The organism is Telluria sp. AC161, from assembly GCF_979258535.1.
In genome coordinates, this window is the sequence record NZ_OZ409861.1 from 1,498,621 (window position 1) to 1,525,024 (window position 26,404).

Genomic DNA, 26,404 nt, shown 5'->3' on the forward strand with positions numbered 1-26,404 from the left:
GGAGGTGATGCCATGAAAATTCCTGAACACTTGCGTGCGCCGGCGATCGTGTTCGCGCTGCAGGCCGTGTTGCTGGCGGGTGCGGCGCTGGTTTTTCTGGTGCTGGTGCCAACCTACGGCTGATCAGGCGCTGAGGGCGGCAGCAAGCAAACTGCGGCGGTCGACGCTGCGCCGGTCGGCGCGCGCCTCGGGATAGGCAGTGGGGACAAAGCGCGCCGCCATGCCCATGCCGGATTGTTGTACGCGGTCGAGCGTGCCACTGATCGCCAGCGGCGCGTCGCGCCCGCTTGCGCGGTCACGTTGCCAGAAGCCGCCGTCACGGTGGAACAGCAGCGGCAGGCCCATCGCACGCGGCATTGCGACCGACTGTGCGCCAGCCCCGTTGAGCGCTGCCTGACCAGCCGGCGGCACCGCATCCGGCGCCATCAGGTAAAAACACTCGGCGCGTGCGCCCGCATCGAGCCGGTGCAGCACGACCGCATGCGCCAGCAGCGCCGTCACCTCGAGCGTGACGATGCCCTTGATGCTGGCTGTCAGTTCCATGCGCATGCCCAGACGCAGCTGCACCGGCATGTGCTTGCCGGGCCAGACGCCGTCGAGCAGCAGGCCGTAGCGCGACACGTCTTCGATCTCGAACCCGGCGCGGCTGCGGCGGATAACGGCGTGGCGGCCGGACAGCCGGCGCGTCAGGCCACCGAGGTCCATGCCGGTTTCGCCATGGTGGGCCAGCAGCACGTCAGCGTCGGGCGCATCGAGCTCGAAGCGGCCGAGCATGAATTCGTCGAGCGCGAACAGGCGCACGTGGCGCTGCGTGGCCGAATCGGCTTCGGCGTGCACGAGGCACGCGCTGTCGGTCAGGCACGGGTGCGCGGCCGGCTGGGCGGGCAGATCGATCTCGATCAGGTCTTCGTCCCAGGCAATGGTGGTCATGCCCATGTCGATCTTGCCGGTGCCGTTGCCGCCGTCCAGGTTCAGGTGGGCAATGGATGCGTTGCGGGCCACGACGTCGATATCGATCCGGCCGCCGCCCGGCGCATTGACGCGGGCGATGCCGGCGTCGTCGGCCGTGACGCGCACGTTCTTGTGCGTGGCGAGGAAGGTCTGGTGGATTTCACCCAGGCTGGCATCCTGGCGCGGCACGAGGATCACGGGCGAGCAGGTCCAGGTGCGGCTGGCGTCGGGCGCATGGGCGTGGCGGCTGTGCAGTTCGATCTCGATGCGGTACTGGCCGTGTTCGAGGCCGCGCGACGAGAATTCGAGAAACAGCGGCCGCCAGTCGCCGCGCGAGGTGCGCTGGAAGCAATAGCTTTCGCCGCCGTGCAGGCGCAGCGCCGAATGCACGAGCATGCGCACGTCGGGAGCGCAATCCATCGGCATGCCACGCAGCTCGAGACGCAGGGCCTGGCGACCGCCAGCCGCGCGCGGATCGAACCCGCTGATGTGCAGTTGCGGGCGCTGCAGGCCGGTCGACTCAGGTGCCCGTGCCGGGACGACCGTGTCCCGGCGCGTGCGCACCGCGCTGATCGTATCGAAACTGGCTGGCAAGCCATCGACCACCGGGTTTGCCGACGGCGGCAACGGCGCAGCGTGCGCCTGATACGCACCGGCCGCCGCCTCGGGCTGCGCATGCCCGTGCGCGCACCGCACCTCGCCGGGGGCGACCCAGACGGTGCAGTGCGGATGCGCGGGATTGCGGCAGCGATTCATGTCAGATTGATCAGTTTAGAAAGTTCGAAAACGGTATTGCAAGCTTACGCTGTTTTCAGCAGGCACGGCGCACCGAGCTCGTTGATTATCAACATTATTTACTTACGGCATCAATTTATTTTTGCCATCTTTCCAACGTTCAATTACTTGCGCCGTCGTCTTCCAGTGGCAATGCGGTTTCGTCGGCGTGGCGGGGCAGCGGGCGCAGCACGAGCGCCGTCAGATTATCGGGTTGCAGACCAGCAGGCGGCTCGTGTTCCATCAGTCCGAACAGGCGTTCGACGAGCGTCGCTGCCGCTGGCGCATCGGCCAGCAGCGCCGGCCACCGCGCGACAAACATGTCCGGCTGGGCGCACGACCAGAAGCCGTCGGTGGCCAGCACATACGCTGCGTCGGCCCGCAACTGCAGTGCGCGGCGGTCGGGCAGGTGGGCCAGCCAGCATGGCAGGTTGGCGGGCGTGAGCGCAAACAAGCCATCGGACAGGCGCGATGGATCGGCAAAGGCGTTGCCAAGAATGAACGCCTGGGCAATCTGCGGCGCGTGGCGGCCATGGACTTCGCGCCACCAGTCGGCTTCGCCAAGCCGGCCGGCCAGTGCGGCGCCGGTGGCCGGTACGTGGTCGATCGTCAGCGCCGTGGCCTGCTGCGCATCGAGTTCATACAGCCGCGAGTCGCCCACGTGGTACAGCAGCGGCGCGGCGCCGGGCGGCAGTTCGAGCAGCGTGAGCGTGGTGCCGGGCCGGCCCGTCGCGCCGGTACCATCGGCAAATTGCGCCTGCAACATGGCGTGCAGGACATCGAGGTAGGCCGTCAACGCGGCGAGTGTCGTGCAGGGCGGCATGGCAAGAAGACCGGCGGCAAGCGCTTCGGCCGCTTCGCGCCCGTGGCCATGGCCACCCATCCCGTCGAGGACTGCCAGACGGCCATGCCCTGCGGGCCAGCCGGCAATCGTCGTAATGACCGGCAGCTGGTCGTGCAGATGGCAGGCGCGGCCGTCGAAATCGATGACGACGAGATTGTCCTGGTTTTCGCTGCGGGTGGCGGGTCCCACACCCACGCGGCTCGCGACGGCGACATCGAAGGAGGGTGCAAAGCGAAAGTCGGCAAGCGTCGAAGGCATGGGCTGGGGGTATGGTGGGATGATGACACTGTACTACTGTTTGTTGGCAAGTCATGCGCTGAACAGATGCCATTATTCGCGCCACCCAAAGGCAATGAATTTGCAAGCCGGCACACCGGTCATGGTATGTTGACGTTTCTACCACCGCCTTTTTCGGAACGCGCCATGGTCATCCGCCCCCTCGATTCTGCCGACGTGCCGGTCCTGGCGCCGGCCATGGCCGCGCTGCTGCGCAGCCTGGCGCTGGAATTCATCGTGCACGAATCGACCCCGCTCGGGGCCGCGACCTTCCTGGCCGAGAATGACGAGCATGGCATCCGCGGCTACCTGGCGCGCGGGTATGCCTGCCATGTGGCGCTCGATGGCGAGCGGCTGGCCGGCTTCATCGCGATCCGCGACAACAGCCATCTGTTTCACCTGTTCGTCGGCACGGCCTGGCAGCGGCAGGGACTGGCGCGGCGCCTGTGGCACGCAGCGCGCGCCGCCGCCATCGCGCGTGGCGGGGACGGCAATTTCACGGTCAATGCGTCGAACTACGCCGTGTCGGCGTATGAACGGCTCGGCTTTGTGCGGGTGGCACCAACCCAGTGCGTCAAGGGACTGTCGTTCAATCCGATGCACCTCGCCAGGGCGGGGGATTGACCCAGCCGGGCCAGACCTACGTCCCGGCCATGTAACGTAATGTGCACTTTCAGTATTTATTGCCTCTCGACAAAAGTTTTCGTTTTGGCAGCAGGTTACAATGGTGGTCGTCCGTATCGATCGGACATGAGCGGCGCATTGGCGCGCCGTGCTCGACAAGTTTTGATGATGATGATTCTGCATAACCTGATCCGCAAGCTTCCTGCAACCGTCCTGCCCAAGGCAGCACGGGAGACATGGGCATGAGCGCGACAGCGCCGTCGATGCCATCCATTTCGCGCGCGTTCGGCAAAACCCTGATGACCACCATGGGCATGACCGTGGTGGGATTCATCTCATCCGTCATCACTGCCCGCATATTGGGCCCGGAAGGGCGCGGCCTGCTGTCGGCGGCCATCCTGGTCTGTTCGCTGTCCGCCGGTATCGCGCAGTGCGGCATGGGCAGCAGCTATCTGTATCACTTCGGCGCGGCGCGGCAGTTTCCGTATCTGCGCTTCCTTCTGTTGTCGCTGCTGAGCATCAGCATCTTTGCCACTGCGCTGGCCGCCGCAGGGCTGCAATTGAGCGATGCGGTGCAACTGCACCGGTTCATGTGGCTGATCCTGGCGTTTGCCGCGTTCATGGCAAGCCAGATGTATCTCTTCACGCTGACCCAACTGCATTCGGATCTGCATTTCTTCAACATCCTGCGCTTCACCCAAGTATTCGGGAATCTGGTCCTGATGCTGCCCCTGGTGCTGTGGTTCGACGTGGTGAGCTTTGAACAGATCCTGGCCACGCAATTGCTGATGCTGATTGGCGTCACGGTCATGGGGCTGTGGTGGGCGCGCAAGCACCGGGTCTGGCAATTGAAGGTCGAGGTCAAGGACCCGGTACAGCCCTGGGTGGTCTTGCGCTATGGTTTTCACCAGCAGGGCATTGGGTTGTTGAGCTTATTTCTGGTCAATTTCGACAAGCTGTTTCTGCTCAATCGCGGCACCATCCGCGAATACGGTTTCTATGCGCTGGCATTCACGACGTCGCGCCTGATCGGGGCGGTGCAGGAATCGGCGTCGGTCGCGCTGTTTTCGCGCTTTGCCGGCCGGGATGAGCAAGCACTGAGCCAGGCGGTGCGCAATACCTTCCGCGTGACGTTCATGCCGCTGATGGTGCTGGCCGCGATCGGCGGTGCGCTGTCGCCGTGGCTGCTCAACCTCATCTATGGCAAGTTCTTTGCGGCGATGACGATGCCGTTTGCGATTTTGCTGTTCGAATGCGTGATCGGCGGCGCCAGCTGGACGCTGGCGCAGCGTTTCACTGCTGCCGGACAACCGGGGCTAGTGCTGGCGCGCCAGATCATCGCCGTGGTCCCGGTGCTGATCGCCATCCCGTTTCTGCCGCAGGAAAATACGTATGTCTGGCTGGCGGGATTGATGCTGGCGGGGGCATGCCTGCGCCTGATCACGACGATCATTCTCGGGGTGCGCCGGCTCAATGAGCCGATGCCCGATTTCATCCCGACCCGCGGCGACCTTGCCATCCTGCGCCGGCTAGTGACGCGCGCCAAGTAACTTGATTTTTTGGGAGTAGCCTTGAGTAACCATCGTTTGATGATGCAGGATCTGCTAACCAAGCATGACACCATTCATGATTTGCTGAAGGGCAGAGACTTTCATTACATCGATATTCCGATGCATGACAATATCGGCGATCTGCTCATCATGCAGGGCACGCTGGCGTTCTTCAAGAAAAAGCACCTGTCGCCGCGCACGATATCGACGTCGTGGGCATTCGATCCGTCATGGGTCAAGCCGGGCGATATCCTGGTGTTTCACGGGGGCGGCAATTTCGGCGACCTGTACGCGAACATCAACGAGATACGCGAAGAGATCATCACGCGCTTCCCCGCTAACCGCATCGTGATGTTGCCGCAAACCGTGTTCTTTGCGAATGAAACGGCGCGTGACCGGTCGGTCGCCGTGTTCCGGCGCCATCCCGATGTCCACATTTTTGTGCGAGATAAAGCGTCGCAGCAGATTGCGAATCGCTTTTCCGACAATGTGTATCTGGCGCCCGATATGGCGCATCACCTGTATCCGATCGCCAGCGGGGGCAAGGCCAGCGGCGTGCTGCGCATCGAGCGCGTGGACACGGAAAAGCCGGTCGTGCCGGCGTCGCTGAAGGATGCGCAATTCGATACCCGAACCGACTGGATCGAGGTCGTGGGCAAGGATAAGCGATTGATCGATTTTGCCTGGCGCATCCAGGCCGCCTTCATCAAGCGCGGCTGGCAAACCTGCAAGAAGCTGATCGGACCGTGGTACTGGATACCGGTCGCACAGCGCTTTTCGTCCAGGGCCGTGGCGCTGTTCGCGCGCCATGAGCATATCGTCACCGACCGTCTGCACGGCCACATCCTGGCGTGCCTGATGGACAAGCAGCACACCGTGATCGACAACAGTTACGGCAAGAATTCCACGTATATCGACGAATGGACCGCCCACAGCGATCTGGTGCGACTGGTGAAGGTCTGATCGCATGCCCGTTTTTTCCAAGGATAGTACCTCATGAGCACCTCCGCCCCGACTGTCCTGATCGTCGACGATGAAGCCAAGAGCCGCGACCGGCTCGCCTGCCTGCTGGCGCCCGGCGGCTACGAGACGACGAGCGCTGCCAGCGGCGAAGAGGCACTGTCCTCGGTCGCGTCCGAAGCGCCCGACCTGATCCTGATTGCGCAGACGATGCCGGGCATCGACGGCTGCCAGGTGGCCAGCATCCTCAAGGCCGATCCGGCGACCGAGAATATCCCGATCATCATGGTCACCGGCGTGGAGGATACGGGCATGCGCCAGGCGGGGCTGGAGGCGGGGGCCGAGGAATTTTTGAGCAAACCCGTCGACCCTACCGAGCTCGGACTGCGGGTGCGCAATCTGCTGCGCCTGAAGGACATGGGCGACCTGGAAGACCAGGTGCTCGTACTGGAGCAGAAAATCGCTGCCCGCACCGCCGACCTGCTGCGCTTTCGCACGGCGATGAATGCGACGCCGGACGCCCTCATGCTGGTCAGCCGCGACACGATGCGCTTCGTCGAAGTCAACGACACCACCTGCGCCATGCTGGGCTACACGCGCGCCGAGATGCTGAGCCTGGGCCCGGTGGCCCTGGGCGCGGCGACCCACGACGAACTGGAGGCGATGTTCGAGCCCACGCCGGGTGGCCGGATCAAGCCGAGGCTGAGCGAGGTCACGCTGCACTGCAAGGATGGCGGGGTGGTGGACGTGGAAATCCACCGCCAGGCCCTGTTGTCGGGCAATGACTGGATCATCGTCAGTGTGGTGCGCGACATCACCGAACGCCGGGTCGCGCAGCAAATCCTGCAATACCAGGCCAGCCACGACGTGCTCACCGGCCTGCCCAACCGCGCCTGGTTCTACGAGGCGCTTCACGGCACGGTCCGGGCAACCCACAGTGCCAGTCCCAGTGTGGCGGTGGTGTTTCTGGACCTGGATCGCTTCAAGAACGTCAACGACACGCTCGGTCACGCCATGGGCGACGAATTGCTGGTGCAGTTCAGCGCGCGCCTGGCCACCTGCGTGGGCGAGCGCGATACCGTTGCGCGCCTGGGTGGCGACGAATTCGGCCTGATCCTGATGCTCGACCAGGACCCGGCGCACGCGGCCACCGTGGCCGGCCGGATCGCCGAGGTGCTGTATCCGCCGTTTAATTTGCGCGGCTTCGAGGTGATCGTCACGGCCAGCGTGGGCATCACGGTCCATCCGCAGGATGGCGCCGACCCCGAGGTGCTGATCAAGTACGCCGACACCGCCATGTACGAGGCCAAGCAGGCCGGGCGCGACACCTACCGCTTCTTCACGGCCCAGATGAATGCCGATGCGCTGCAGCGCCAGGATCTCGAGCACGCGCTGCGCAAGGCGGTCGAGAACGAGGAATTCGAGCTGTATTACCAGCCCAAGCTGCTGCTCGGCGCGGACACCATCGTCGGTGTCGAAGCGCTGCTGCGCTGGGACCGGCCCGGTCACGGGTTGGTGTCGCCCGGCCTGTTCGTGCCGGTGCTCGAAGAGACGGGGCTGATCGTGCGCGTGGGCCGCTGGGTGATCGACACGGCCTGCCGCCAGATCAAGGCCTGGACGCTTCATGCAACGGGGCCGATGCAGGTGTCGGTCAATATCGCGGGGCGCCAGTTCGCCGAGGGCGACCTCGAAGGCGACGTGCTGCGCGCGCTGGCGGCGCATGACGTGCCGGCCGCACTGCTGGAACTGGAGCTGACCGAGACGTCGCTGATGATCAACACCGAGCGCACGATGCAATGCCTGAGCAATCTGCGCGCACACGGCATCCAGGTTTCGGTCGACGATTTCGGTACCGGTTATTCGAGCCTGGCGTATCTGCGCCGTTTTCCGATCGACAAGCTCAAGATCGATATCGCCTTCATCCGCGACGTGACGACCAATGCCGACGACGCCGCCATCGTCAACGCGATCATCACGATGGCGCACAGCCTGAACGTGCAGGTCGTCGCCGAAGGCGTCGAGATGCCGGCGCAGAAGGCCTTCCTGCTGGCGCACGGGTGCGACCAGATCCAGGGCTACCTGGTCAGCCGGCCGTTGCCGGCGCACCTGGTGACGTCGCTGATGGCGCTGCACGCCGCCAAGGTGCCGGTGTCCGCCGCCGCGTGACGGCAGGCGGCCGGCGGCGGTGAGAATTGTTGAGTAAGTGACGCCGTCGGGGTGGCTATACTGCGGAGATGAACCGGGCCACCTGGCGTTACCGTTTGAATGACCCCCGCAGCGCGGGCCTGGCGGCCACGCTGCTCGTGCATGCGTTGTTGATCCTGGCGTGGCAGATGGCGCGCACGTTGCCGGCGCCGGTCGTGGGGGACGCTGCCGCGATGCTGTGGCTGCGTGTGCCGGCGCCGGTGTCAGCGCAGGGCATTGTCGTTGTCCCGCCGGTTCAACCGGAGGCTGCGCCAACGCCGAAGCCCGGTATGCCGCTGCGGTCTGTGCCTGTGGTGCAGGCAGAGACGCCTGTGCAAACTCCGGTACCGCCAGCAGTGCCGGATGCGCCGCCAGTACCGGTTGAATCGGCCATTCCCAGCACGGCCGCCATCATGGACAGCGCACGCCGCAGCATCGGCGACATCGATCGGGCATTGCGCAAGGAGCGCCAGCCGACGATCGTGCTGCCGCCGGACAGCCCGCAACTGCGCCTGCGCCGCGGCATCGAGCATGCGCGCGAGATGGCGCCCCCGCGCCTGTGGGAGGCGCCGCGCGTCGTTGAACTGGTCAATAACACGGGAGATGGCGCGCGGCGCACCCGCGTGATTACCGGAAACGGCACCTACTGCCTGACCGACCGCGCGCCGACCACCGATGTCGAGATGTTCGAGAAGCACGGCAAGCAGCGCTTCACAACCTGCCCGAAGGATGAAGAGCCGGCCCGGCAGCAGGAATGGCGCACTGCGCGTGATTGAGCCGGTCAGCGGCAACGCTGCTTCCCGGCTCGTTGGCGATTAGGCGTCTTCCAGCGCCGGCATGGCGACGTCAGCCACCATCACCTGGTTGCGCCCACCTTTTTTTGCCGCGTACAAGGCGCGGTCGGCGGCAGACAGCAGAGCCTGTTCGCCATTGCCATGACCGGGCCACTGCGCCACACCGAACGATGCTGAAATACCCGAGATGGTCTGTCCCGCGTGCTCGATGACGATCCCGCCAATCGACGAACGGATGCCCTCGGCGCACTTCTGCGCCTCCTCGGCACTGCAGTCCGGCAGCATCAGCACCAGTTCTTCTCCACCGTAGCGGCACACGACGTCGCTTGCGCGCACCCGTTGCAAGATGGCGTGACTGGCGGCCTTCAGTACCAGATCGCCGCCTTCATGGCCATAGGTGTCATTGACGCGCTTGAAATGGTCCAGGTCGATCATTACCACCGAACAGGCGCTCTGGCTGCGCTGGGCGCGCGCCAGCTCGCGCTTGAGCGATTCGTCGAAGAAGCGCCGGTTATACAGGCCAGTGAGCGGATCGACCGTTGACTGGTGGCGCAGCGTGTCGCGCAGCGAGACGTTGCTGATCGCCAGGCTCAGCTGTTCGGCCAGCGCGATGATGTGCATGCTGTCGCTCTGGTTGTCTTCGTGCCGGTCGTCCAGGACCATCAGAACACCCACGACATCGCCTTGGGAGATCATCGGGACGCACGTCTGGGATGCATACTTGCCGATCCAGGGCGTACCGTGATCGCAGAACAGGTCGTGCTGCGCCGTCGCGACATGCATTTTGCCCAGCCGCAGACACCAGCATTCATCGCGGGCGATGGCAGGGGGCGCCGTATCGGTCAGATTCCACGACGCGTTGAGTTCGAGTGCATCGCGCGAATTGCGGTAGAGATATACCGCGCCAGCCGTGTCCGGTAATAGCTTGCGCAGGAATACCGGCAGCATGCGGGCGAGTTCGGACGGCGCCTTGACGCTGTCCAGCGCGTGCAACATCTCCGCTGCCACCGACAGGCGCTCTGCGCGCACGGCCGACTGCTTCGCCAATAGCGCGTTATTCTCGGCCAATAACTGCGACTGGTTGGCCACTTCCGCCTGCTTGTTCAAGCTCCTGGTCACGATGAGCACCGTTGCCACGATCACGACCAGGCTGGCCAGGGCGGCGCCGATACCAAGCGCGGAGTTGTATCTTAGCGTCGACGTCAGTTCGTCCCGCAGCACCTTGCGCTGCTCGGCCAGGACATAAATCTGGCGGCCGAACTGGGTGCGCAGCTCGTCCATCAGGAGCTTGCCTTTCTGGCTCGCCACGGCGTCGATGGCCGCCTGGGTCTTGCCCGCCCTTTTCAGGCGGATGCTGCTGTCCATCTCGAGAACCTTGGCCTGGCTGAGACTGGCAATGCGTGCCACCAGGGTTCGTTCCTGGTCCGAACTGGCGAGACGATGCAAATCCTCGAGCGCCGCGGGAATGCCCGCAACGCCGACGTTGTAGGGGTCGAGGAAGCTTTCGTCGCTGCCGATCAGGAAGCCGCGTTGACCGGTCTCGGCATCCTTCAGCAGGCTGAGCGCGAGATTATATGCACGCTCCTTTTTCGCGCCGTCCTGCAGTGCGCGCAAAGTCGCGTTCGCCTGGTAGCTGCTGATACAGGGCAGTGTGGCGAGGCAAGCAACAATGATGATGATCAGGGCGCCGAATACCTTAAGGCTGGGGTCGAGTCTGGAAAACATGCCTTAGGGAAATAATTGATGATGTGCAATCATAACCCCGCTATGCGTTGGCAATAAGTGAAGGAGCTGCTTGTTTCCGCGTCTGTTTGAACGATGGGGCCACATGCCTGGCCCTGGGCGGTTAGCGTTCGTCCGCCCGCCTCAGCCACAGGCTGCTCGCCCAGCCTTCGACATCCTTGCCATCGAGCGTGGCGCGCACCTGCCACCAGTCGCCATCGCGCTGGCCCGTCGCAATCACGCGCGCACCGCCCGGCACCACCAGCAGGCGCTCGGCGCCGATGCCGCCCGCGACGCGCAGATTGAGCGCATCGCGCACGCGGTAGGGCGCGCCAGCCACGGGCACGCCGGTTGCCGGCAGCGGCGCCTCGGCCAGTTCGACCGACGGCGGGATCGTGCCCGGTACGCCGAACAATGCCAGCAGCAGCGCGCCGCCGGCCGCAGTGCCGGCGGCCAGCACGCCCAGTGCGCGGGCGTTGGGCCGGCGCCACCACGCGCGGGGCGTGAGCCACGCGCAGGCGCACAGCGTCAGCACGAGGGCCGCGCCGAACGCGCCGATGTACGTGGCGAAATGCGCCGCGATGTGGGTCGACGATGGCATGCTGGCCTCAGGCGTCGAAGCGCAGCACGTAGTGGCCCGCCACCAGGTGGTGGCCCGGCGGGATCAGGTACGGCGCATCCTGCGTGGCTGCGTCGATCTGCGCCACCAGGGCCAGCTCGGCGTCAAGGTGGTACAGCGCCTGGCTCGGCGACAGGCGCACGACGCGCAGGCCATCGCTCGATGCTTCCCAGCTGAATGCGCTGCGCGACAGGCCGAGCCGGTCGGCGCTGGCGGCGGCGCCGTCGGCCTGGCGCACGAACTGCGGTGCATCGAGCACGCGCAGCGCGGCCAGTGACGGCATGCCGCGGCCGAACGTCAGGCGTGAGCCGCCGGCCGCCGGTTGCGACGGGCCTTGTGGCAGCACCAGGAGCGCGCTGTAGCGCTCCGCCATCGACTGCGGTGCGGCGAGCAGACCGATGCTGGCCCCGTCCATCGGCGAGAACTGCGACGGCACGGCAATGCGCTGGCGACCGGCCGGCGTAATCGCGTGCAGCTCGTCGGCATCGTCGATCGCGAAGCGGATCACGTTGTCCTTGCCCGGCGCGGCCGGTACCAGTTGCGCGTCGAGGCCCACTTCGAGCGCCTGCGCGCCCGTGTCGCGGTAGCGGCTCAGGCGCGGCAAGGCCAGCGCGGCCAGCGTGATGCGATGGCGCGCGACGGGCGCGTAGGTGGCGTCGGCTTCCGGTGTCAGTGCCAGCGCCGGGGTGGCCACGGGCGCTGGCGCTGCCAGCGGCATCGCGGTCAGGTCGGCTGGCGGCGTGCTGCTGCGCGACTTCCAGACGGCGGGGCTGCGCTGGGGTGCGGTGGCTGGGGCGGCTGGGGCGGCAGGCGCAGCCGCCACGGAGACGGGCGGCTTAACGGCTGCGCCAGCGCGGCTGATTTTGAGCAGCAGGCGCTGGGCGCTCGCGCCTTTTCCGCGCAGTACGTAGTAGCCATTGGCGGCGTCGAAGACGCAATCGAAACTGTCTTTCGGGCGCACCTGCAGTTCGAGGGGCGCTTCCGGTCCATCGTTCACGAGGAGCAGGCCGCCGTCCGGGCCAAACGGCCAGCCCGGCACGGCGAACGTGGCGTTGGCTGGGTCCATGCCCACCAGGGTCAGGCGCTGGTTCGGGTAGATCGCGCACACGGGCTGCCAGATGGCGCTGTCGCGCGAGGCGGTCACCGTGTACTGCACCTGTTCGCCCGGCGCCGGCAGGTAGACGGCGTGGCCGAACTTGACCTGCACTTCGCCCGGCGCGATGCGCTCGTCGCCCGAAATGAAATAGCGCACCTCATCGCCGCCGAGCAGGTCGCCGAAGTCCTTCTGGTGCAGCGCGGCGAGCGACTGCGCCAGGTCGCGCACTCGCGCGCCGCGGGTCAGGTGACGGTCGTCGTCGACGTCGTCCTGCGGCAGCACCAGCGTCACGTGCGAGAAGCAGCGCGTTGCGGCGCGGCCGCGCAGTTCGCGCGGCGAGCGTTCGAGCAGGTCACGCAGCAGCGCGCGGCGCGAGAACAGTGACAGACCGGGCGCCTGCCACAGCGCGTCGGCATTGAACACGTCTTCTACCTTGCCCAGGACTTCGTGTTGGACATAGACCGGCATGATTGAATCTCCTCGTTGAATGGGGTGCTTGCCATGCCAAACGCTAGCAGGGGGCAGATGAAAAACAGCAGGTGCGAGCCGCCGGCCGACAGAAAGCTCATCGGTTGGCCCATGATCGGGAACATCGCCAGGTTGGTGCCCCACGCCAGCAGCAGGTGGCCGGCGACGAACGCCGCGCCGCCGCACAGCGCAAAACACTGGAAGCGGCCCAGCCAGGCGCGCCGGAAATCGTTGGCGGCCAGCGCCCGGCCCCAGGCGCCGGCGGCGACACGCACCAGCGCCACCAGGAACAGCGCCTGCAGCGTCCACAGCGCCAGGCCGGCGGCCAGGCCATGACGCTGCAGCAGGAAGGCGGGCGCGAAGTCATCCTGGATCGCGGGGATCGCCAGCGCGTCGCCGGCCGCGCCGCCCAGCGCCGCCAGACCAAACGCGCGGTCGGCCCCCGTCCAGCCACCTTGGGCGATGGCGCGCGCGCCGAGCAGCATCTGCTGGCCCGTGTGCGGGTGGACGGTCGGTGCGCTCCAGACCTGGAACCGCTCGGGATAAAAGCCCAGCGCGCCGAGGAATGCGCCGCTGCTGCGCATGGCTGCGCCCCCGGCCACCAGCAGGCAGATGGCAACGGCGGCCGTGACGAGAGCCGCGCGCCGGCCACGGCTCGCGCACCAGACCAGCGCCATCGCGCTGCTCCAGACCAGCAGCAGCACCAGCGGCGAATAATCGTCGACCCGCACCAGCGCAACGCCCAGCAGGAACACGAACAGCAGCACGGGCGCGGCCATGCGCAGCCAGAAGCGCCAGTTGCGCTGCTGGTGCGTTGCACCGCCTGCGACCAGCGCCAGACAGTGCGCGCTGAGTGCGGCCAGCGCGAACTTGGCGAACTCGAACGGCTGGATGTCGAACACACCGGTCTCGCTGCCGAAGCAGACCTGCAGCAGTACGCCGACGAGCGCGATCCCGGCCAGGACCAGGAGCACGCGTTCAGTGACGGGGCGCGACAGGTTGTTGCGGCCGACGGACGACAGCAGCAGCAGCGTGCCGGGCAAGCCCAGGCCCAGCAGCGCGGTGGAGTTCTGGAAATGGCGCAGCCAGGCGGTATCGCTCGCACCCAGGCCCATTTCGAGCTGCACCAGCAGGCCGGCGCCCAGCAACAGCACGGCGATGGCAGGCAGCAAACTGATGCGCGCGTAAAAACGCAGCGTCAGCCACAGCGTGGCCCAGGCCAGCAGCAGCGAGACGCCCACACCGGGCGCGCCGCTGCTGCGCTGAGCAATCAGCAGCAGGGTGGCCGTGGCCGCGACCAGCGCCGCGACCAGCGGCATGGCGAGGCGTGCATTGGCGACGCGTTGGCGCAGCAGTGGCAGTACGCTGACCGCGCCCAGCAGCAGCACGCCAATCGCGGCGGCCCAGGCCAGCGGCGTGGGGGCAGGCAGCGCGAACAGCGTGCGTTCCTGCCACTGCCAGCGCACAGCGTCGGGCAACTGGACCTGCGGGGCGTTCGACAGCGCGATCTGGCCCGATGGCCTCAAGTGCAGCATGTCGCCATTCGGGACCAGCGTGAAGACGGTGCGGCCGACGGCAACCGCATCGGTGGCCGCCAGCGGCTGGTCGCGCTGGGCAGCGTCTTCCCAGCCATTCTCAGTCGAGACGAGCACCGGCTGGTCACCCCGCACCGAGAGCGCGATACGGCCATCCGGCAGACGCCCCAGTGACGCCGTACCGGCCTCGAACGTGCTGCTGGCAAGCCGGTTGCCGCAATACAGCAGGCCGCCCAGGCTGACGGGCCGCGCCAGGCCAAGCGGGTACGGCGTGATCCGGTTCCACAGCGCGAGCGCGCGGCTGGCGAGGGGGGCATCGGGGCAGGCCGGCTGCAGTGCGCCGTCCTGCAGCAGCGTGGCGCCGTCGTAGCGCCAGGTGCGCTCGCCGTTCGACAGCGTCACGCTGCCGGCATCCTGCGCCAGTACCTCAAAGCGCGCGGCGCCGGCCTGGATCTGCTGGCCACGCGCCAGCGGCACGTCGCTGCTGCGCACGCGCGCGTCGCTACGGCGCAGCACGATCGGCTGGACCGGCTCCAGATTGCGCAGCCACCAGGCGCCGGCGGCATCGCGGCGCAGCGTCAGCTGGCGCGCGGCGGCGCGCGGCGCGCCCAGTTCCGCGCGGCCCAGTACGATCGATGTGCCCGGCTGCAGGGTGACCGCGATCTCGCGCGGGAGCCAGGCGGCAGGCGCGCGCAAGATGGCCAGCAGCTGCACGGCGCACAGCAGCGCGAGCAGGACCGAGGCCGTTGCGGCGCCAAAGGACATGCGCTGGCGGCCGGGTGTCATGCTGCGCTCCTGGCTGGCGCGGGGCCGAGCAGGCTGGTCGTTTGACCCAGCAGGCGGCTGATGTCCAGCGCATGCTGTGGCCGCTCGGCAGGGCTGTCGGCCAGCAGGCGGCGCAGCAGCGCCAGGCCCGGCACGGCAGCCGGGCCCAGGTGGTTGGCAAACAGCGTCGCTTCATCGAGTTGCAGCACGGGCGGGCGCGCCTGGTGCGTGGCCAGCAGCGCGGCTGCGCCATCGCGGCCATGCGTTTGCCAGGCCTGGCCGCAGGTGCTGCTGTAACGCAGAAGGCGGCCGCAGACGAGGTAATAGAAGAGGGCGCCCAGGGCGAAATAGTCGGTGCGCGCTTCGGTGGCGTAGCCGTCGGCGTCGGGGAAGAACTGTTCCGGCGCCTGCCAGTTGGCGGTACCGGCATAGGTATGGGCGCGCAGGTCGTCCAGGCGCCGGTTAGTGCCAAAATCGGCCAGCTTGAGCGTGTCGGCGGCGCGGTCGAGCAGCAGGTTGCCGGGTTTCAGGTCGAGGTAGCGCCAGCCGTTGGCGTGCACCTTGGCCAGTGCCTGGTTGACCTGACCGGTCCAGGCCAGCGCGCGGGCCGGCGCGATCGTCCGGCCGGCAGCGGTTTCTTCCGCCAGGTAAGCGGCCAGGTCGCCATCGAGCAGTTCCAGGGCCAGTGCCGGCAAACCGAGATGCTCGCCACTGTCGAGCAGGCGCACGATGTGGCGGCCATCCCACGGCGCGAGGCTGCGCAGGAACGCGATCTCGGTGTTGGCGCTGTCCAGCCAGCGGACGCGCAATGCTTCCGGCGCGCGCGCCATCTGGTCGAGATTGACGAGCTTGAGGGCAACAGCGCCGGTGGCGTGCAGGCAGTCGGCGCGCCAGACGACGCCATAGGCGGCCCCAGCCAGCGGTTCGCGCAGGCGGTATTGGCCGCCGGTGAGCGAAATGACGGTGCCTGCGTCGTACATGGTGTCCCCCGAGCATGGCGCAACGCGCCGATGGGGAAGCAAAGCGGAGGGAAGCAGAAAGGGCTGGAAAAGCCGGGGTCAGGTCTGACATTCGGACACGATCTCGACAGTTGCGTAGTCGGACCTCGGACCTGGCTGGAAAAAAGGCCGCGCTAATGCTGGGCACGACACCGTCGAGAGTGGTTAAGGCTGAGGTCGTGTCCAAATGTCAGACCTGACCCCGGCTTTGGGCAGGCTGTGTGACGCCGGCTGTCGGCAAAGAAAAAGCCGCGCGGTGCGCGGCTTTCGGGGTTAGCGGCCGTAGCCGCGACGGTCATCGCGGTCCCAGCGGTCGTGGCGGTCATAACGGTCGCGGCGGTCATGACGGTCCCAGCCGCGGCCACCGTCACGGTATTCGACGTAGACGGGACGCGGTTGCACGTACACCGGACGCGATTCCACGTACACCGGGCGTGGCTGGACGTACACCGGGCGCTGCTGGACATAGACCGGACGCTGCTGGACGTAGGCCGGTTGCGACTGGTAATACCCGCCGCGATTGTCGTAATAGTTACCGCGATCGCCGTAGTGGCGACGGTCGTCGCGCGAGTGGACCGAGTTGCCCACTGCCGCGCCGATCACACCGCCCGCCACTGCGCCGCCAGTGCCGCCGACCGTGTGGCCGACGACTGCACCGAGCACGGCGCCGATGGCCGTATTCGTACCACGATCGCCGGCCATTGCCGCCGGCGATACGGCGACGGCGGCCAGCAGCACAGCACCAAAGGTCTTCGATTTCAACATGGCTTTTTCCTTTTTACCCCGGCGGAGATCGGAATGATGTTCTCGCTCACCGGGTAGGAATCACTATATTCTTGCTTCTTGATAGTGCCATCTGCTAATACAGATTTTTACAAGTCATGCCCGGTCTGTAACATCCTCGCTTGCATCTCGGCCCATGTGCCCCATGTAGCTCCTATTGCTTTTCATCTATCCCCCTCATGCGTCCAAGCCGAAGCTTCCTCGTTGTTCTGTTCCTGATGGTCATGTTGCTGGTGTATCTCGGCATGCGCCTGCTGCCCGACCTGGCCCTTGGCATGGTCGGTAACCTCATCGCCGGATTATTGTTGTGCCTGCTAGGCATCCTGGTGCCGGTCGGGTTGATGTCGGCCTCGATGCGCCGGCGCCGCTGGTCCGATGCCGTTGCCTCGGTCGGCTTGCTGTCGATGGGCCTGTTCTCATCGCTGCTGGTCGCCACCGTGCTGCGCGACATGGTGCTGCTCATCCTGATGGTCGTTGGCGCGGTTACCGTGCCGGTGCTGCACATCAGCGCGCTGGCAGTGCCGCTGGTCGCGCTGGCGGTGACGCTGATCGGCTATGCCAACGCGCGCCGCGTTGCGCGCGTCGTGAAGGTGGACGTGCCGATTCGCGACTTGCCGGAGGCACTGCACGGCTACACGATCGCGCAGATTTCGGACGTGCACGTGGGCCCGACCATCAAACGCGCCTACCTGAATGCGATCGTCGACAAGGTCAATGCGCTGGACGCCGACGCGATTGCCGTCACGGGCGACCTGGTCGACGGCAGCGTGCAGCGCCTGGCGCCGCACACGGAACCACTGGGCCGCCTGCGCGCGGGCGATGGCGTGTATTTCGTGACCGGCAACCACGAGTACTACTCGGGCGCGCTCGAGTGGATCACCGAAGTGCGGCGCCTGGGGCTGAACGTGTTGATGAACCAGCACGTGATCGTGCACAAGGGCGACGCGCGCCTGATGATTGCGGGGGTGGCCGACTATCATGCCCATCATTTCCATCCCGAGCACAAGAGCGATCCGCAACGCGCCGCAGCGGGTGCGCCGGCAGGGATTGGTGCGCGCGTGCTGCTCGCGCACCAGCCACGCAGCGCGACGGCGGCAGCGGCAGCCGGGTTCGATTTGCAACTGTCGGGCCATACGCATGGCGGTCAGTTCTTCCCGTGGAATTTGTTCGTGCCACTACAGCAGCCGTTCGTGGCTGGCTTGAACCGAGTGCGCGAGATGTGGGTATACACCAGCCGTGGCACCGGCTACTGGGGGCCGCCAAAGCGCTTCGGCGCGCCGTCGGAAATCACGCTGGTGCGCCTGGTGGCGGCCTGATATCCGGGCCTGGTCCAGTCCCCGGCATCAGGAAAGTCGGGGCAAAACCTTGCCGGATGCGCTATTGTTTGAATCCTTTCAATACCGCAAGGATTCCCGCATGAACTTTCCCGTTCGCCATCTTCGCCGTCTTCCCATGTTGGGCGCCATCGCCGCCACGCTGATCGCTACCCCGGCCCTGGCCGCCAGCCCCGGCAACGATCCTGCTGCGCTGGTCAAGATCCGCGACGCGGCAATGACGAGCGACTACGCCTGGCAACGCACGGAAGACATGACCGACCTGATCGGCCCGCGCTTGTCGGGTTCGCCCGGCGCAGCGGCAGCAGTGACCCAGGTTGCCGACGCCATGCGCAAACTCGGCGCGAAGGTGACGCTGCAGCCGGTAAAGGTGCCGCACTGGGTGCGCGGGATCGAGACGGGCGAACTGGTCGATTACGCGGGCCGGCCAGCCGGCATCACCCAGCGCATCGTGCTGACCGCGCTGGGTGGCTCGGGCGCCACGCCAGTCGAAGGCCTCGTCGCGCCTGTGCTCGTGCTCAATAGTTTCGAGGAACTCAAGGCGCGCTCTGCCGAAGTGAAGGGCAAGATCGTGCTGTTCGATGTCGCCTTCGACCAGCACATGGCCGACCGTGGCCTGGCCGGCCCGGCCTACGGTGCGGGCTCGAACTACCGCCGTAACGGCCCGCGCCTGGCGGCTGAGCTGGGCGCTGTCGGCGCACTGGTGCGCTCGGTCGGTGGCGCTGCTTATCGATTGCCGCACACGGGCTCCTCCGGCCTGTCGGACGATGCGCGCATCCCGGCGGCGGCCGTGACGGCCGAAGACGCGATGCTGATGGCGCGCCTGGTCAAGCGTGGCCCGGTCAAGCTCAAACTCGTGCTGACCCCGAAAAACCTGCCCGACGCCGACAGCTTCAACGTGATCGCCGACCTGCCGGGCACGGACAAGCCGGAAGAAATCGTCATCGTCTCGGGCCACCTCGATTCCTGGGACTTGTCGCCCGGCGCGCACGATGACGCCGCCGCCGTTGCCAGCGCGATGGCTGTGTTTGATGTGCTGAAAAAACTCGATTACCGGCCGCGCCGCACGATCCGCTTCATCGCCTGGATGAACGAAGAAAACGGCATGCGCGGCGCGAGCACCTATCTTGCCGCTGAACAGGCCAACACCGCCAGGCACTTCGGCGCGATCGAGAGCGACAATGGCGTTGGCCGCCCGTTCGGCCTGCGTGCCAGCGTGACGCCGCAGTCGGTCAAGCTGTTCGCGCCTCTGCAAGCGGCCCTGCAGCCGATTGGCGCCGGCGTCTTCCAGCGTCAGGACGTGCTGGCGACGGGCGATCTGGCCGGGCTGGAACGCGCAGGCGTGCCAAGCTTCGCGCCGATCGTCGATACGGCGAACTATTTCGACATTCACCACACGCCAGCCGACACGCTGGACAAGGTCGATCCCGACAGCCTGCGCCGCAACGTTGCGCTAATGGCAGCGACGGCCTGGTACCTGGCCAATATGGAGCAGCCAATTGGCCGCTCCAGCGTGCCGGCGCCGTGACGCGGGTCAGCTTGCGCGTCAGGCCGCGGGTCAGGCTGCCGTACTGATCCGCCGTACCGCGCGCGCATGCCCGCGGTACGGCCGGCCGTAGATGGTCTGGATGCCACTGGCGAAATTCTGCCCCCAGACCAGCTGGGCGCGCGTGGCGTGCGGCTCGCTGGACCAGTACCAGTCGCGCTGGAACGATTCGCGCAGGTTGGCAAACAGCAGCGCCAGCTCGCGCCGCGTGGGCAGGGCGCCGCCCTGGCTGGCGGCCCAGTCGGCGGCCGTGGGCCAGCTGACGTCCGCGCTGTCGCCTGGCAGCAAGACCAGGTGGTAGTCGGGATCGTCTTTGCCCAGGATGAGACCAGCGTACTCTTCACCCTCTTGCAGCAGGCCCCGGATTTGCATGTATTCGCCCATGGATTCACCTCACGTGTGGTAGCAATCCGGTAAGACTGGCGAACACGACGTTTGGTTGCATCCCCGGTTCGATCCAGATCAGACAATGGGCGGGTTCCAGGATATTCATACCGCCGGACTGTGCGGCGGGATGGCTCAGGCGTCGCTGTCGATGGGTTGCGCGACCTCAGGTCCACCAGCGCCGGCCCGATTGACTTGGGTGCTGACTTCGTGCCAGACGAATGCGTCCGGGGGCAGGGCGGCCGAGCGGGCCAGCGCCAATGCTTCTTCGCTCGAGAGCGCCGGATCGAGCCAGCGCTCGGCGTCCTGGGCGTCGAGTACCACCGGCCGCCGGTCATGGATATCGAGCATGCCGCCCGAGGCGTCGTCGGTCACAATGACGAAGCCGGCCTCGGCGCGGTTTTCGGTGAAACTGCCAAAGTTCGCCAGCGCCAGCATGAACAGGGGCGCACCATCCTTGCGGTGGATATGCCACGGCTGCTTGCTGCCTTTTTCGCCTGTCCACTCGTACCAGCCCGAGGCAGGCACGAGCGCGCGCCCCGACTTGAGCAGGCCGCGCCAGTAGCGGTTGTCCAGCTTGTCCATACGCGCGTTGATGGTCACCGGGACCTTGCCCTTGGCCCAGCGCGCCTGGTAACTCCAGTACACGTCGTCCACGCGCCGTTCGCCGTCCTGCAGATGCAGCACAGGGCGATACGTGCCGGGCGGCACGTTATAAGCCGGTTCGGATTCGCTGTCATACACGGCGTCGAGCCAGCCCATGACGCTGGCGTAGTAACGGGCCGTTTGGCTTTGGTCAATTCGTCCACACATGGGGGTAATGGTAGCGCAAGGCGGCAGGACGCGTCGCACCGTGTTCTGCGGGCGCGCGACGCGTGTGGCATTTGGCCGCAGCACGCCGCAATGGTATGCTCAGGAATACAACGATTGATGAGGAGCAGGTATGGCAGCAGGTTGGTGGACAGTATTAAGAACCGTTCCCTGGAGCGACGTAATCAGCGCAGCGCCGCAGGTGGCCAATGGCGCGCGGCGGCTGTGGGACACGGTCAACCGCAACCGGCAAGGCATGCCCGATGAGCCGATGGGCGTGGCGCCCGGGATGGCGGGGCAGGAAGAAGACGTGTTCGATATCCTGATCCGCAGCGTCGAGCGCAATGATGCCGAGATCACCGATCTGCGCAACCAGATGCGTTCGGCCTCCGAAATCATCGCCAACCTGGCCGACCAGAATGCGCAGCTCATCGCCAAGATGGATGCCCAGCGCCAGAAGATGACGTGGATGGGCGCGACCGCAGCGCTGTCCGGCCTGCTGTCGGTCGTGGCGCTCGTGCTCGTGGCCGTTCGCACCTAATCAACCAAAGGCCGTCATGAAAGTCGTCCTGATTTGCGCGACGTTGTTCATCTTTTTTTCGATGCTGATGAACAGCGCGCGCAAGCGTGGCAAGCTCGGCGATAACGCCAACCGCGCCGTGACCGGCCTGGCCACGTCGATGCGCATTTTCGTCTACGGCCTGCTGTGCTGCGTCGTGATCCTCTGCTGCGCCATGGCCTGGCACATGCTCGGCCAGCAAGCCTGATCCGGGTAACGACGCCGACGCTGACGCCGGACCCGGCTGCAGCGTCGGCCCCAGAGCACTACACCGGCAGCGGCATCTTCTCCAGCAGCTTGTCGAGCGTGACCGGATACTCGCGCACCCGCACGCCAGTGGCGTTGTAGACCGCATTGGCAATCGCTGCCGCCACGCCGCACAGCCCCAGTTCACCCACACCCTTGGCCTTCATCGGCGACGAATACTCGTCTTCCTCGTCCAGGAAAATCACGTCCTGGTGCGGGATGTCGGCATGCACGGGCACCTCGTAGGTCGCCAGGTCGTGATTGGCAAAGAAGCCCAGGCGCTTGTCGACCACCATGTGCTCCATCAGCGCGCCGCCCACACCCATCGTCATCGAGCCGATCACCTGGCTGCGCGCCGACTTCGGGTTCAGGATGCGGCCCGCTGCGCAGACGGCCAGCATGCGCCGCACGCGCGTCTCGCCCGTGCTTGAATCGACCGCGACTTCGACGAAATGCGCGCCAAAGGTCGAGAGCTGGTTCTTTTTCGCCAGCTCGCCGAACTCGATGACGTCCTCGGCCACCAGCTCACCGCCTTCGGCTGCCTTGGCCAGCGGCTGGCTGGCGCCGCCAGCACGCACGAGGCCGTCGGCGAACACCGGGTCCGTCATGTTCATTTTGGCCGCGACCTGCTCGCGCAGCTTGACGCAGGCTGCGTACACGCCGGCCGTCGCACTGTTGGCGCCGAACTGGCCGCCCGAGCCGGCGGACACGGGAAAGTCCGAGTCGCCCAGCTTCACCTTCACGCGATCGAGCGGCAAGCCGAGCATCTCGGCAGCCGTCTGCGCAATGATCGTGTAGCTGCCGGTACCGATGTCGGTCATGTCCGTCTCCACCGTCAGGATGCCGTCCGTGCCAAGGCGCACGCGGGCGGCCGACTTGACCACGGGGCTGTTGCGAAAGGCCGCCGCGACGCCGTGGCCGATCAGCCACTGGCCTTCACGGACCTGGGCCGGTTTGGCGTTGCGCGCCTTCCAGCCGAAGCGTTCGGCCCCGGTGCGCAGGCATTCGACCAGGCGCCGTTCGGAAAACGGACGGTTCGGCTTTTCCGGGTCGACCTTCGTGTCGTTCAGGATGCGCAGCTGCACGGGGTCCATGCCGAGCTTCTCGGCCAGTTCGTCCATCGCGATTTCCAGCGCCATCATGCCCGGCGCCTCGCCTGGTGCACGCATCGAATTGCCCTCTGGCAGATCGAGCACGGCCACGCGGGTCGCCGTCATCCGGTGCGCCCCCGCGTACAGCAGGCGCGTTTGCTGCGTGGCGACCTCGGGCCGGCCGCCCGGCAGGTTGCCGTTCCATGTTTCATGGCCGATGGCCTGGATACGTCCATCGCGGCCCACGCCGATCCGCAGGCGCTGGATGGTTTTGGGCCGGTGCGTCGTGTTGTTGAAGATCTGGTGGCGCTGCAGGGCTACCTTGACGGGACGGCCGGCAGCGCGAGCGCCCAGTGCGGCCAGCACGGCATCGGTGCGCAGGAACAGCTTGCCACCGAAGCCGCCGCCGATGTAGGGCGCGACGACGCGCACCTTGTCTTTACCGATGTTCAGCGTCCTGGCCAGATCGGTGCGGCACCAGTCGACCATCTGCGTCGAGGTCCAGACCGTGAGCTTGTCGCCGTCCCAGCGCGCGGTGGTCGCATGCGGCTCCATCATCGCGTGCGCCTGGTCGGGTGTCGTGTAGGTGGCGTCGAGCTTGACCGGGGCGCTGTCGAATGCGTGCTCGAAGTCGCCGACGCGGGTGTCGGGCGGCGAGTTGCGTTCGCCCTTGGGCGGGGTAGCGCTGTCCTTCACGCTGGCCAGATCGAAGCTGCCCTTGGCCTCGTTGTAGCTGACCTTGACCAGATGGGCGGCAGCGCGCGCCTGCTCGAACGTCTCGGCGACCACGAGGGCAACGGCCTGGTGGTAGTGCATGACCTCGGGCCCAGCCAGGAGCCGGGCCGTATTCTTCTGGCCCTTGCCCAGTGCACCGGCGTTGGCGGCGGTGACGACGGCCAGCACACCGGGCGCGCGGCGGGCGGCTGCATCGTCAATACTCACGATCGTGCCCTTGGCAATGGTGGCGCCGACCATCACGCCGTGGGCGGCGTCCGGTACGGCGGCGTGTTGTTCATACGCATACGGTGCCTGGCCGGTGCACTTGAGCGGGCCATCGACACGGTCGTACGGCTTGCCGACGTGGCGCAGCGTGTCGATGGGATTGGTGGTGGCGGGGGTAGTAAATTTCATGGGCTCGGCCTTTGTTCGCCTCCGCATGGCGCGGGGGAGGGGTTCGGTGCACCGGAAAAAGAGGGGAGCGCCTCATGGCCGCCAGGGACGGGGCCACGAGGGCAAGGTGGCGAACGGCATCATGCCGCCGCCACTGGAACGTCAAACGACGATCAAACCGACAGCGGCATCTTTTCGATCAGCTTGTCGAGCGTGATCGGATACTCGCGCACACGCACGCCGGTGGCGTTGTAGATTGCGTTGGCAACTGCCGCAGCAACACCGCACAGACCCAGCTCGCCGATGCCCTTGGCCTTCATGGGCGACGAGATTTCGTCTTCTTCCTTGAGGAAGATGACTTCCTGGTGCGGCACGTCCGCGTGCACCGGCACCTCGTAAGTTGCCATGTCGTGGTTGGCGAAGAAGCCCAGGCGCTTGTCGACCACCAGGTGTTCCATCAGCGCGCCGCCGATACCCATCGTCATGCCGCCGATGACCTGGCTGCGTGCCTGCATCGGGTTCAGGATACGGCCTGCTGCGCACACGGCCAGCATGCGGCGCACGCGCGTTTCGCCGGTGACCGAATCGACCGCGACTTCGACGAAGTGCGCGCCGAATGTCGACAGCTGGTTTTTCTTGTCCAGGCCGCCGGAGAATTCGATCGTGTCTTCGCCAACCAGCTCACCGCCCGCCGCTGCCTTGATCAGGGGCTGACTGTTGCTGCCCACGCGCACGGTGCCGTCGACGAATTCGGCGTCGGCTTCGTTCACGCCCAGCTTGGCGGCAATCTGCTCGCGCAGCTTGACGCAGGCTGCGTACACGCCCGAGGTCGAACTGTTCGCGCCCCACTGGCCACCCGAACCGGCCGATGCCGGGAAGTCCGAGTCGCCCAGGCGCACATCGATGCGATCGAGCGGCACGCCCAGCATTTCAGCCGTGGTCTGCGCGATGATCGTGTAGCTGCCGGTACCGATATCGGTCATGTCGGTTTGCACTGTCACGCGGCCATCCGTACCCAGCTTGACGCGGGCGCCCGATTTCATCACCGGGCTGTTACGGAAGGCGGATGCCACGCCGTGGCCGATCAGCCAGCGGCCTTCACGGACCTGGCCTGGCTTGGCGTTGCGCTTGGCCCAGCCGAACTTGTCGGCGCCCATGCGCATGCACTCGATGTAGCGGCGCTCCGAGAACTTGCGGATCGGCTTTTCCGGATCGACCTTGGTGTCGTTCAGGATGCGGAACTGAACCGGGTCCATGTTCAGCTTTTCGGCCATCTCGTCCATCGCGATTTCGAGCGCCATCATGCCCGGCGCTTCGCCCGGTGCGCGCATCGCGTTGCCTTCCGGCAGATCGAGCTCGGCCACACGGGTGGTGGTCATGCGATCGGCACCCGCGTACAGCAGGCGCGTTTGCCCGGTTGCCGTTTCGGCGCTGCCTTTTGGCAGGTTACCGTTCCAGGTTTCGTGGCCGATGGCCATGATGCGGCCGTCACGGCCGGCGCCGATGCGGATGCGCTGGATCGTGGCAGGACGGTGCGTCGTGTTATTGAAGATCAGGTGGCGGTGCAGCGAGACCTTGACCGGCCGCTTGGCCGCGCGCGCGCCCAGGGCTGCCAGCAGCGCATCGGCGCGCAGGAACAGCTTCGAGCCGAAGCCGCCGCCAACGTATGGCGAGACCACGCGCACTTTTTCTTTCGGGATGGCCAGCGTCTTGGCCAGGTCGCTGCGGCACCAGGCGATCATCTGGTTCGACGTGTAGACCGTGACCTTGTCGCCTTCCCAAAAGGCGGTCGAGGCATGCGGCTCCATCATCGCGTGCGACTGGTCCGGCGTGTGGTAGGTGGCGTCGAGCTTGACGGGCGAGGTTTCGAAACCGCGCGCGAAGTTGCCCGTCTTGGTATCCGGCGGATCCGATTCCCCCTCGGGTTTCACGGCATTGCCTTTTTCGGCGTCCAGGTCAAAGCGGCCCTTCTGGACCGTGTACTTGACCTTGACCAGGTGCGCAGCAGCGCGCGCCTGTTCGAACGTTTCCGCCACCACCAGCGCGACGGCCTGGTGATAGTGCTGGATGTTCGGGCCGGCCAGCAGGTGGGCGGTGTTCATGTCGCCCTTGCCCAGCTTGCCGGCGTTCTCGGCCGTGACGACGGCCAGTACGCCCGGTGCGCGGCGCGCAGCCTCGATATCGATCGATGCGATGCGGCCCTTGGCGATGCCGGAGCCCACTACGAAGCCTTGGGCAGCGTTCGGTACTTCCTTGTGGTGCTCGTACGCGTACGGCGCGGTGCCGGTGGTCTTGAATTTGCCGTCGATGCGGTTGGTCGGCTGACCGACATAGCGCATGCGGTCAATCGGATTGGTGGTTGCTGGAGTCAGGAATTTCAT

The 26,404-nt window shown here is 66.2% G+C and carries 21 protein-coding genes; 9 read left to right on the top strand and 12 right to left on the bottom strand.

The genetic code is table 11. The annotated features are described in order from the left end of the window. Positions 1-123: 123 nt before the first annotated feature. Positions 124-1,707: an FHA domain-containing protein gene (locus ACZ0AJ_RS06830; protein WP_499453392.1), complete on the bottom strand. Its 1,584-nt coding sequence runs from the start codon at positions 1,705-1,707 to the stop codon at positions 124-126. 139 nt (positions 1,708-1,846) lie between these two features. Continuing rightward, positions 1,847-2,827 carry a PP2C family protein-serine/threonine phosphatase gene (locus ACZ0AJ_RS06835; RefSeq protein WP_499453394.1) on the bottom strand — a complete coding sequence of 327 codons (981 nt, stop codon included), beginning with the start codon at positions 2,825-2,827 and terminating at the stop codon, positions 1,847-1,849. A 165-nt stretch (positions 2,828-2,992) separates the two neighbouring features. On the opposite strand from ACZ0AJ_RS06835, the gene ACZ0AJ_RS06840 reads away from it, so the two are divergent. The 5 genes from ACZ0AJ_RS06840 to ACZ0AJ_RS06860 all read left to right on the top strand — a co-directional run bounded on the left by ACZ0AJ_RS06840 (position 2,993) and on the right by ACZ0AJ_RS06860 (position 8,939). Continuing rightward, positions 2,993-3,469 carry a GNAT family N-acetyltransferase gene (locus ACZ0AJ_RS06840; protein WP_499454315.1) on the top strand — a complete coding sequence of 159 codons (477 nt, stop codon included), beginning with the start codon at positions 2,993-2,995 and terminating at the stop codon, positions 3,467-3,469. Between the two features lie 242 nt (positions 3,470-3,711). Continuing rightward, positions 3,712-5,019: a lipopolysaccharide biosynthesis protein gene (locus ACZ0AJ_RS06845; protein ID WP_499453398.1), complete on the top strand. Its 1,308-nt coding sequence runs from the start codon at positions 3,712-3,714 to the stop codon at positions 5,017-5,019. 120 nt (positions 5,020-5,139) lie between these two features. After that, a complete protein-coding gene (locus ACZ0AJ_RS06850; protein WP_499453400.1) occupies positions 5,140-5,982 on the top strand; it encodes a polysaccharide pyruvyl transferase family protein in 843 nt (280 codons plus the stop codon). A gap of 33 nt (positions 5,983-6,015) precedes the next feature. Beyond that, positions 6,016-8,145 (top strand): two-component system response regulator, encoded by a 2,130-nt coding sequence (locus ACZ0AJ_RS06855; RefSeq protein ID WP_499453402.1) that lies wholly within the window; start codon positions 6,016-6,018, stop codon positions 8,143-8,145. Between the two features lie 95 nt (positions 8,146-8,240). Continuing rightward, the gene (locus ACZ0AJ_RS06860) at positions 8,241-8,939 is read left to right on the top strand and encodes a hypothetical protein (RefSeq protein ID WP_499453404.1); all 699 of its coding nucleotides are present in this window, start codon (positions 8,241-8,243) and stop codon (positions 8,937-8,939) included. 39 nt (positions 8,940-8,978) lie between these two features. Here the strand turns inward: ACZ0AJ_RS06860 and ACZ0AJ_RS06865 are convergent, their stop codons facing one another. From ACZ0AJ_RS06865 to ACZ0AJ_RS06890, 6 genes are all read right to left on the bottom strand, one after another. Further along, complete coding sequence (locus tag ACZ0AJ_RS06865) at positions 8,979-10,571, bottom strand: diguanylate cyclase (protein WP_499454318.1); 1,593 nt, start codon at positions 10,569-10,571, stop codon at positions 8,979-8,981. A gap of 232 nt (positions 10,572-10,803) precedes the next feature. Then, positions 10,804-11,280, bottom strand: coding sequence for an SH3 domain-containing protein (locus tag ACZ0AJ_RS06870; protein ID WP_499454320.1), 477 nt, complete (start codon positions 11,278-11,280; stop codon positions 10,804-10,806). A 7-nt stretch (positions 11,281-11,287) separates the two neighbouring features. Beyond that, positions 11,288-12,862 carry a hypothetical protein gene (locus ACZ0AJ_RS06875; RefSeq protein WP_499453410.1) on the bottom strand — a complete coding sequence of 525 codons (1,575 nt, stop codon included), beginning with the start codon at positions 12,860-12,862 and terminating at the stop codon, positions 11,288-11,290. Beyond that, on the bottom strand, positions 12,823-15,183 hold the full coding sequence (locus tag ACZ0AJ_RS06880) for an FtsW/RodA/SpoVE family cell cycle protein (RefSeq protein WP_499454321.1): 2,361 nt from the start codon (positions 15,181-15,183) through the stop codon (positions 12,823-12,825). The genes ACZ0AJ_RS06875 and ACZ0AJ_RS06880 overlap by 40 nt, the downstream gene beginning before the upstream one ends. Further along, entirely contained in the window at positions 15,180-16,142 is a 963-nt protein-coding gene (locus ACZ0AJ_RS06885) for a protein kinase domain-containing protein (protein ID WP_499454323.1), read from the bottom strand. Before ACZ0AJ_RS06885 ends, ACZ0AJ_RS06880 begins: the two co-directional genes overlap by 4 nt. Positions 16,143-16,433: 291 nt before the next feature. Beyond that, positions 16,434-16,925, bottom strand: coding sequence for a glycine zipper 2TM domain-containing protein (locus ACZ0AJ_RS06890; RefSeq protein WP_183551681.1), 492 nt, complete (start codon positions 16,923-16,925; stop codon positions 16,434-16,436). 197 nt (positions 16,926-17,122) lie between these two features. On the opposite strand from ACZ0AJ_RS06890, the gene ACZ0AJ_RS06895 reads away from it, so the two are divergent. Both ACZ0AJ_RS06895 and ACZ0AJ_RS06900 read left to right on the top strand, forming a co-directional pair. After that, positions 17,123-18,259 carry a metallophosphoesterase gene (locus ACZ0AJ_RS06895; RefSeq protein WP_499454326.1) on the top strand — a complete coding sequence of 379 codons (1,137 nt, stop codon included), beginning with the start codon at positions 17,123-17,125 and terminating at the stop codon, positions 18,257-18,259. A gap of 100 nt (positions 18,260-18,359) precedes the next feature. Further along, positions 18,360-19,805 carry a M20/M25/M40 family metallo-hydrolase gene (locus ACZ0AJ_RS06900; protein WP_499454328.1) on the top strand — a complete coding sequence of 482 codons (1,446 nt, stop codon included), beginning with the start codon at positions 18,360-18,362 and terminating at the stop codon, positions 19,803-19,805. A 30-nt stretch (positions 19,806-19,835) separates the two neighbouring features. Here ACZ0AJ_RS06900 and ACZ0AJ_RS06905 read toward each other — a convergent pair whose 3' ends face one another. Together ACZ0AJ_RS06905 and ACZ0AJ_RS06910 are read right to left on the bottom strand one after the other, a co-directional pair. After that, a complete protein-coding gene (locus tag ACZ0AJ_RS06905) occupies positions 19,836-20,207 on the bottom strand; it encodes an Lcl C-terminal domain-containing protein (protein WP_183551690.1) in 372 nt (123 codons plus the stop codon). Between the two features lie 135 nt (positions 20,208-20,342). Then, positions 20,343-21,020: an SOS response-associated peptidase gene (locus ACZ0AJ_RS06910; RefSeq protein ID WP_499453421.1), complete on the bottom strand. Its 678-nt coding sequence runs from the start codon at positions 21,018-21,020 to the stop codon at positions 20,343-20,345. 130 nt (positions 21,021-21,150) lie between these two features. On the opposite strand from ACZ0AJ_RS06910, the gene ACZ0AJ_RS06915 reads away from it, so the two are divergent. Next, positions 21,151-21,558 (top strand): hypothetical protein, encoded by a 408-nt coding sequence (locus ACZ0AJ_RS06915; RefSeq protein WP_183551696.1) that lies wholly within the window; start codon positions 21,151-21,153, stop codon positions 21,556-21,558. A gap of 16 nt (positions 21,559-21,574) precedes the next feature. Next, positions 21,575-21,784: a hypothetical protein gene (locus ACZ0AJ_RS06920; RefSeq protein ID WP_258837803.1), complete on the top strand. Its 210-nt coding sequence runs from the start codon at positions 21,575-21,577 to the stop codon at positions 21,782-21,784. 58 nt (positions 21,785-21,842) lie between these two features. Here ACZ0AJ_RS06920 and paoC (ACZ0AJ_RS06925) read toward each other — a convergent pair whose 3' ends face one another. Beyond that, positions 21,843-24,044 carry an aldehyde oxidoreductase molybdenum-binding subunit PaoC gene (gene paoC, locus ACZ0AJ_RS06925; protein WP_499453426.1) on the bottom strand — a complete coding sequence of 734 codons (2,202 nt, stop codon included), beginning with the start codon at positions 24,042-24,044 and terminating at the stop codon, positions 21,843-21,845. Between the two features lie 152 nt (positions 24,045-24,196). After that, on the bottom strand, positions 24,197-26,404 hold the full coding sequence (paoC, locus tag ACZ0AJ_RS06930) for an aldehyde oxidoreductase molybdenum-binding subunit PaoC (RefSeq protein WP_499453428.1): 2,208 nt from the start codon (positions 26,402-26,404) through the stop codon (positions 24,197-24,199).

Bases quoted from the DNA above. Each gene is read 5' to 3' on its own strand.
- ACZ0AJ_RS06830 (WP_499453392.1), bottom strand. From the start codon at position 1,707: ATGAATCGCTGCCGCAATCCCGCGCATCCGCACTGCACCGTCTGGGTC.
- ACZ0AJ_RS06835 (WP_499453394.1), bottom strand. From the start codon at position 2,827: ATGCCTTCGACGCTTGCCGACTTTCGCTTTGCACCCTCCTTCGATGTC.
- ACZ0AJ_RS06840 (WP_499454315.1), top strand. From the start codon at position 2,993: ATGGTCATCCGCCCCCTCGATTCTGCCGACGTGCCGGTCCTGGCGCCG.
- ACZ0AJ_RS06845 (WP_499453398.1), top strand. From the start codon at position 3,712: ATGAGCGCGACAGCGCCGTCGATGCCATCCATTTCGCGCGCGTTCGGC.
- ACZ0AJ_RS06850 (WP_499453400.1), top strand. From the start codon at position 5,140: ATGCATGACAATATCGGCGATCTGCTCATCATGCAGGGCACGCTGGCG.
- ACZ0AJ_RS06855 (WP_499453402.1), top strand. From the start codon at position 6,016: ATGAGCACCTCCGCCCCGACTGTCCTGATCGTCGACGATGAAGCCAAG.
- ACZ0AJ_RS06870 (WP_499454320.1), bottom strand. From the start codon at position 11,280: ATGCCATCGTCGACCCACATCGCGGCGCATTTCGCCACGTACATCGGC.
- ACZ0AJ_RS06875 (WP_499453410.1), bottom strand. From the start codon at position 12,862: ATGCCGGTCTATGTCCAACACGAAGTCCTGGGCAAGGTAGAAGACGTG.
- ACZ0AJ_RS06880 (WP_499454321.1), bottom strand. From the start codon at position 15,183: ATGACACCCGGCCGCCAGCGCATGTCCTTTGGCGCCGCAACGGCCTCG.
- ACZ0AJ_RS06885 (WP_499454323.1), bottom strand. From the start codon at position 16,142: ATGTACGACGCAGGCACCGTCATTTCGCTCACCGGCGGCCAATACCGC.
- ACZ0AJ_RS06890 (WP_183551681.1), bottom strand. From the start codon at position 16,925: ATGTTGAAATCGAAGACCTTTGGTGCTGTGCTGCTGGCCGCCGTCGCC.
- ACZ0AJ_RS06895 (WP_499454326.1), top strand. From the start codon at position 17,123: ATGCGTCCAAGCCGAAGCTTCCTCGTTGTTCTGTTCCTGATGGTCATG.
- ACZ0AJ_RS06900 (WP_499454328.1), top strand. From the start codon at position 18,360: ATGAACTTTCCCGTTCGCCATCTTCGCCGTCTTCCCATGTTGGGCGCC.
- ACZ0AJ_RS06905 (WP_183551690.1), bottom strand. From the start codon at position 20,207: ATGGGCGAATACATGCAAATCCGGGGCCTGCTGCAAGAGGGTGAAGAG.
- ACZ0AJ_RS06910 (WP_499453421.1), bottom strand. From the start codon at position 21,020: ATGTGTGGACGAATTGACCAAAGCCAAACGGCCCGTTACTACGCCAGC.
- ACZ0AJ_RS06915 (WP_183551696.1), top strand. From the start codon at position 21,151: ATGGCAGCAGGTTGGTGGACAGTATTAAGAACCGTTCCCTGGAGCGAC.
- ACZ0AJ_RS06920 (WP_258837803.1), top strand. From the start codon at position 21,575: ATGAAAGTCGTCCTGATTTGCGCGACGTTGTTCATCTTTTTTTCGATG.
- paoC (WP_499453426.1), bottom strand. From the start codon at position 24,044: ATGAAATTTACTACCCCCGCCACCACCAATCCCATCGACACGCTGCGC.
- paoC (WP_499453428.1), bottom strand. From the start codon at position 26,404: ATGAAATTCCTGACTCCAGCAACCACCAATCCGATTGACCGCATGCGC.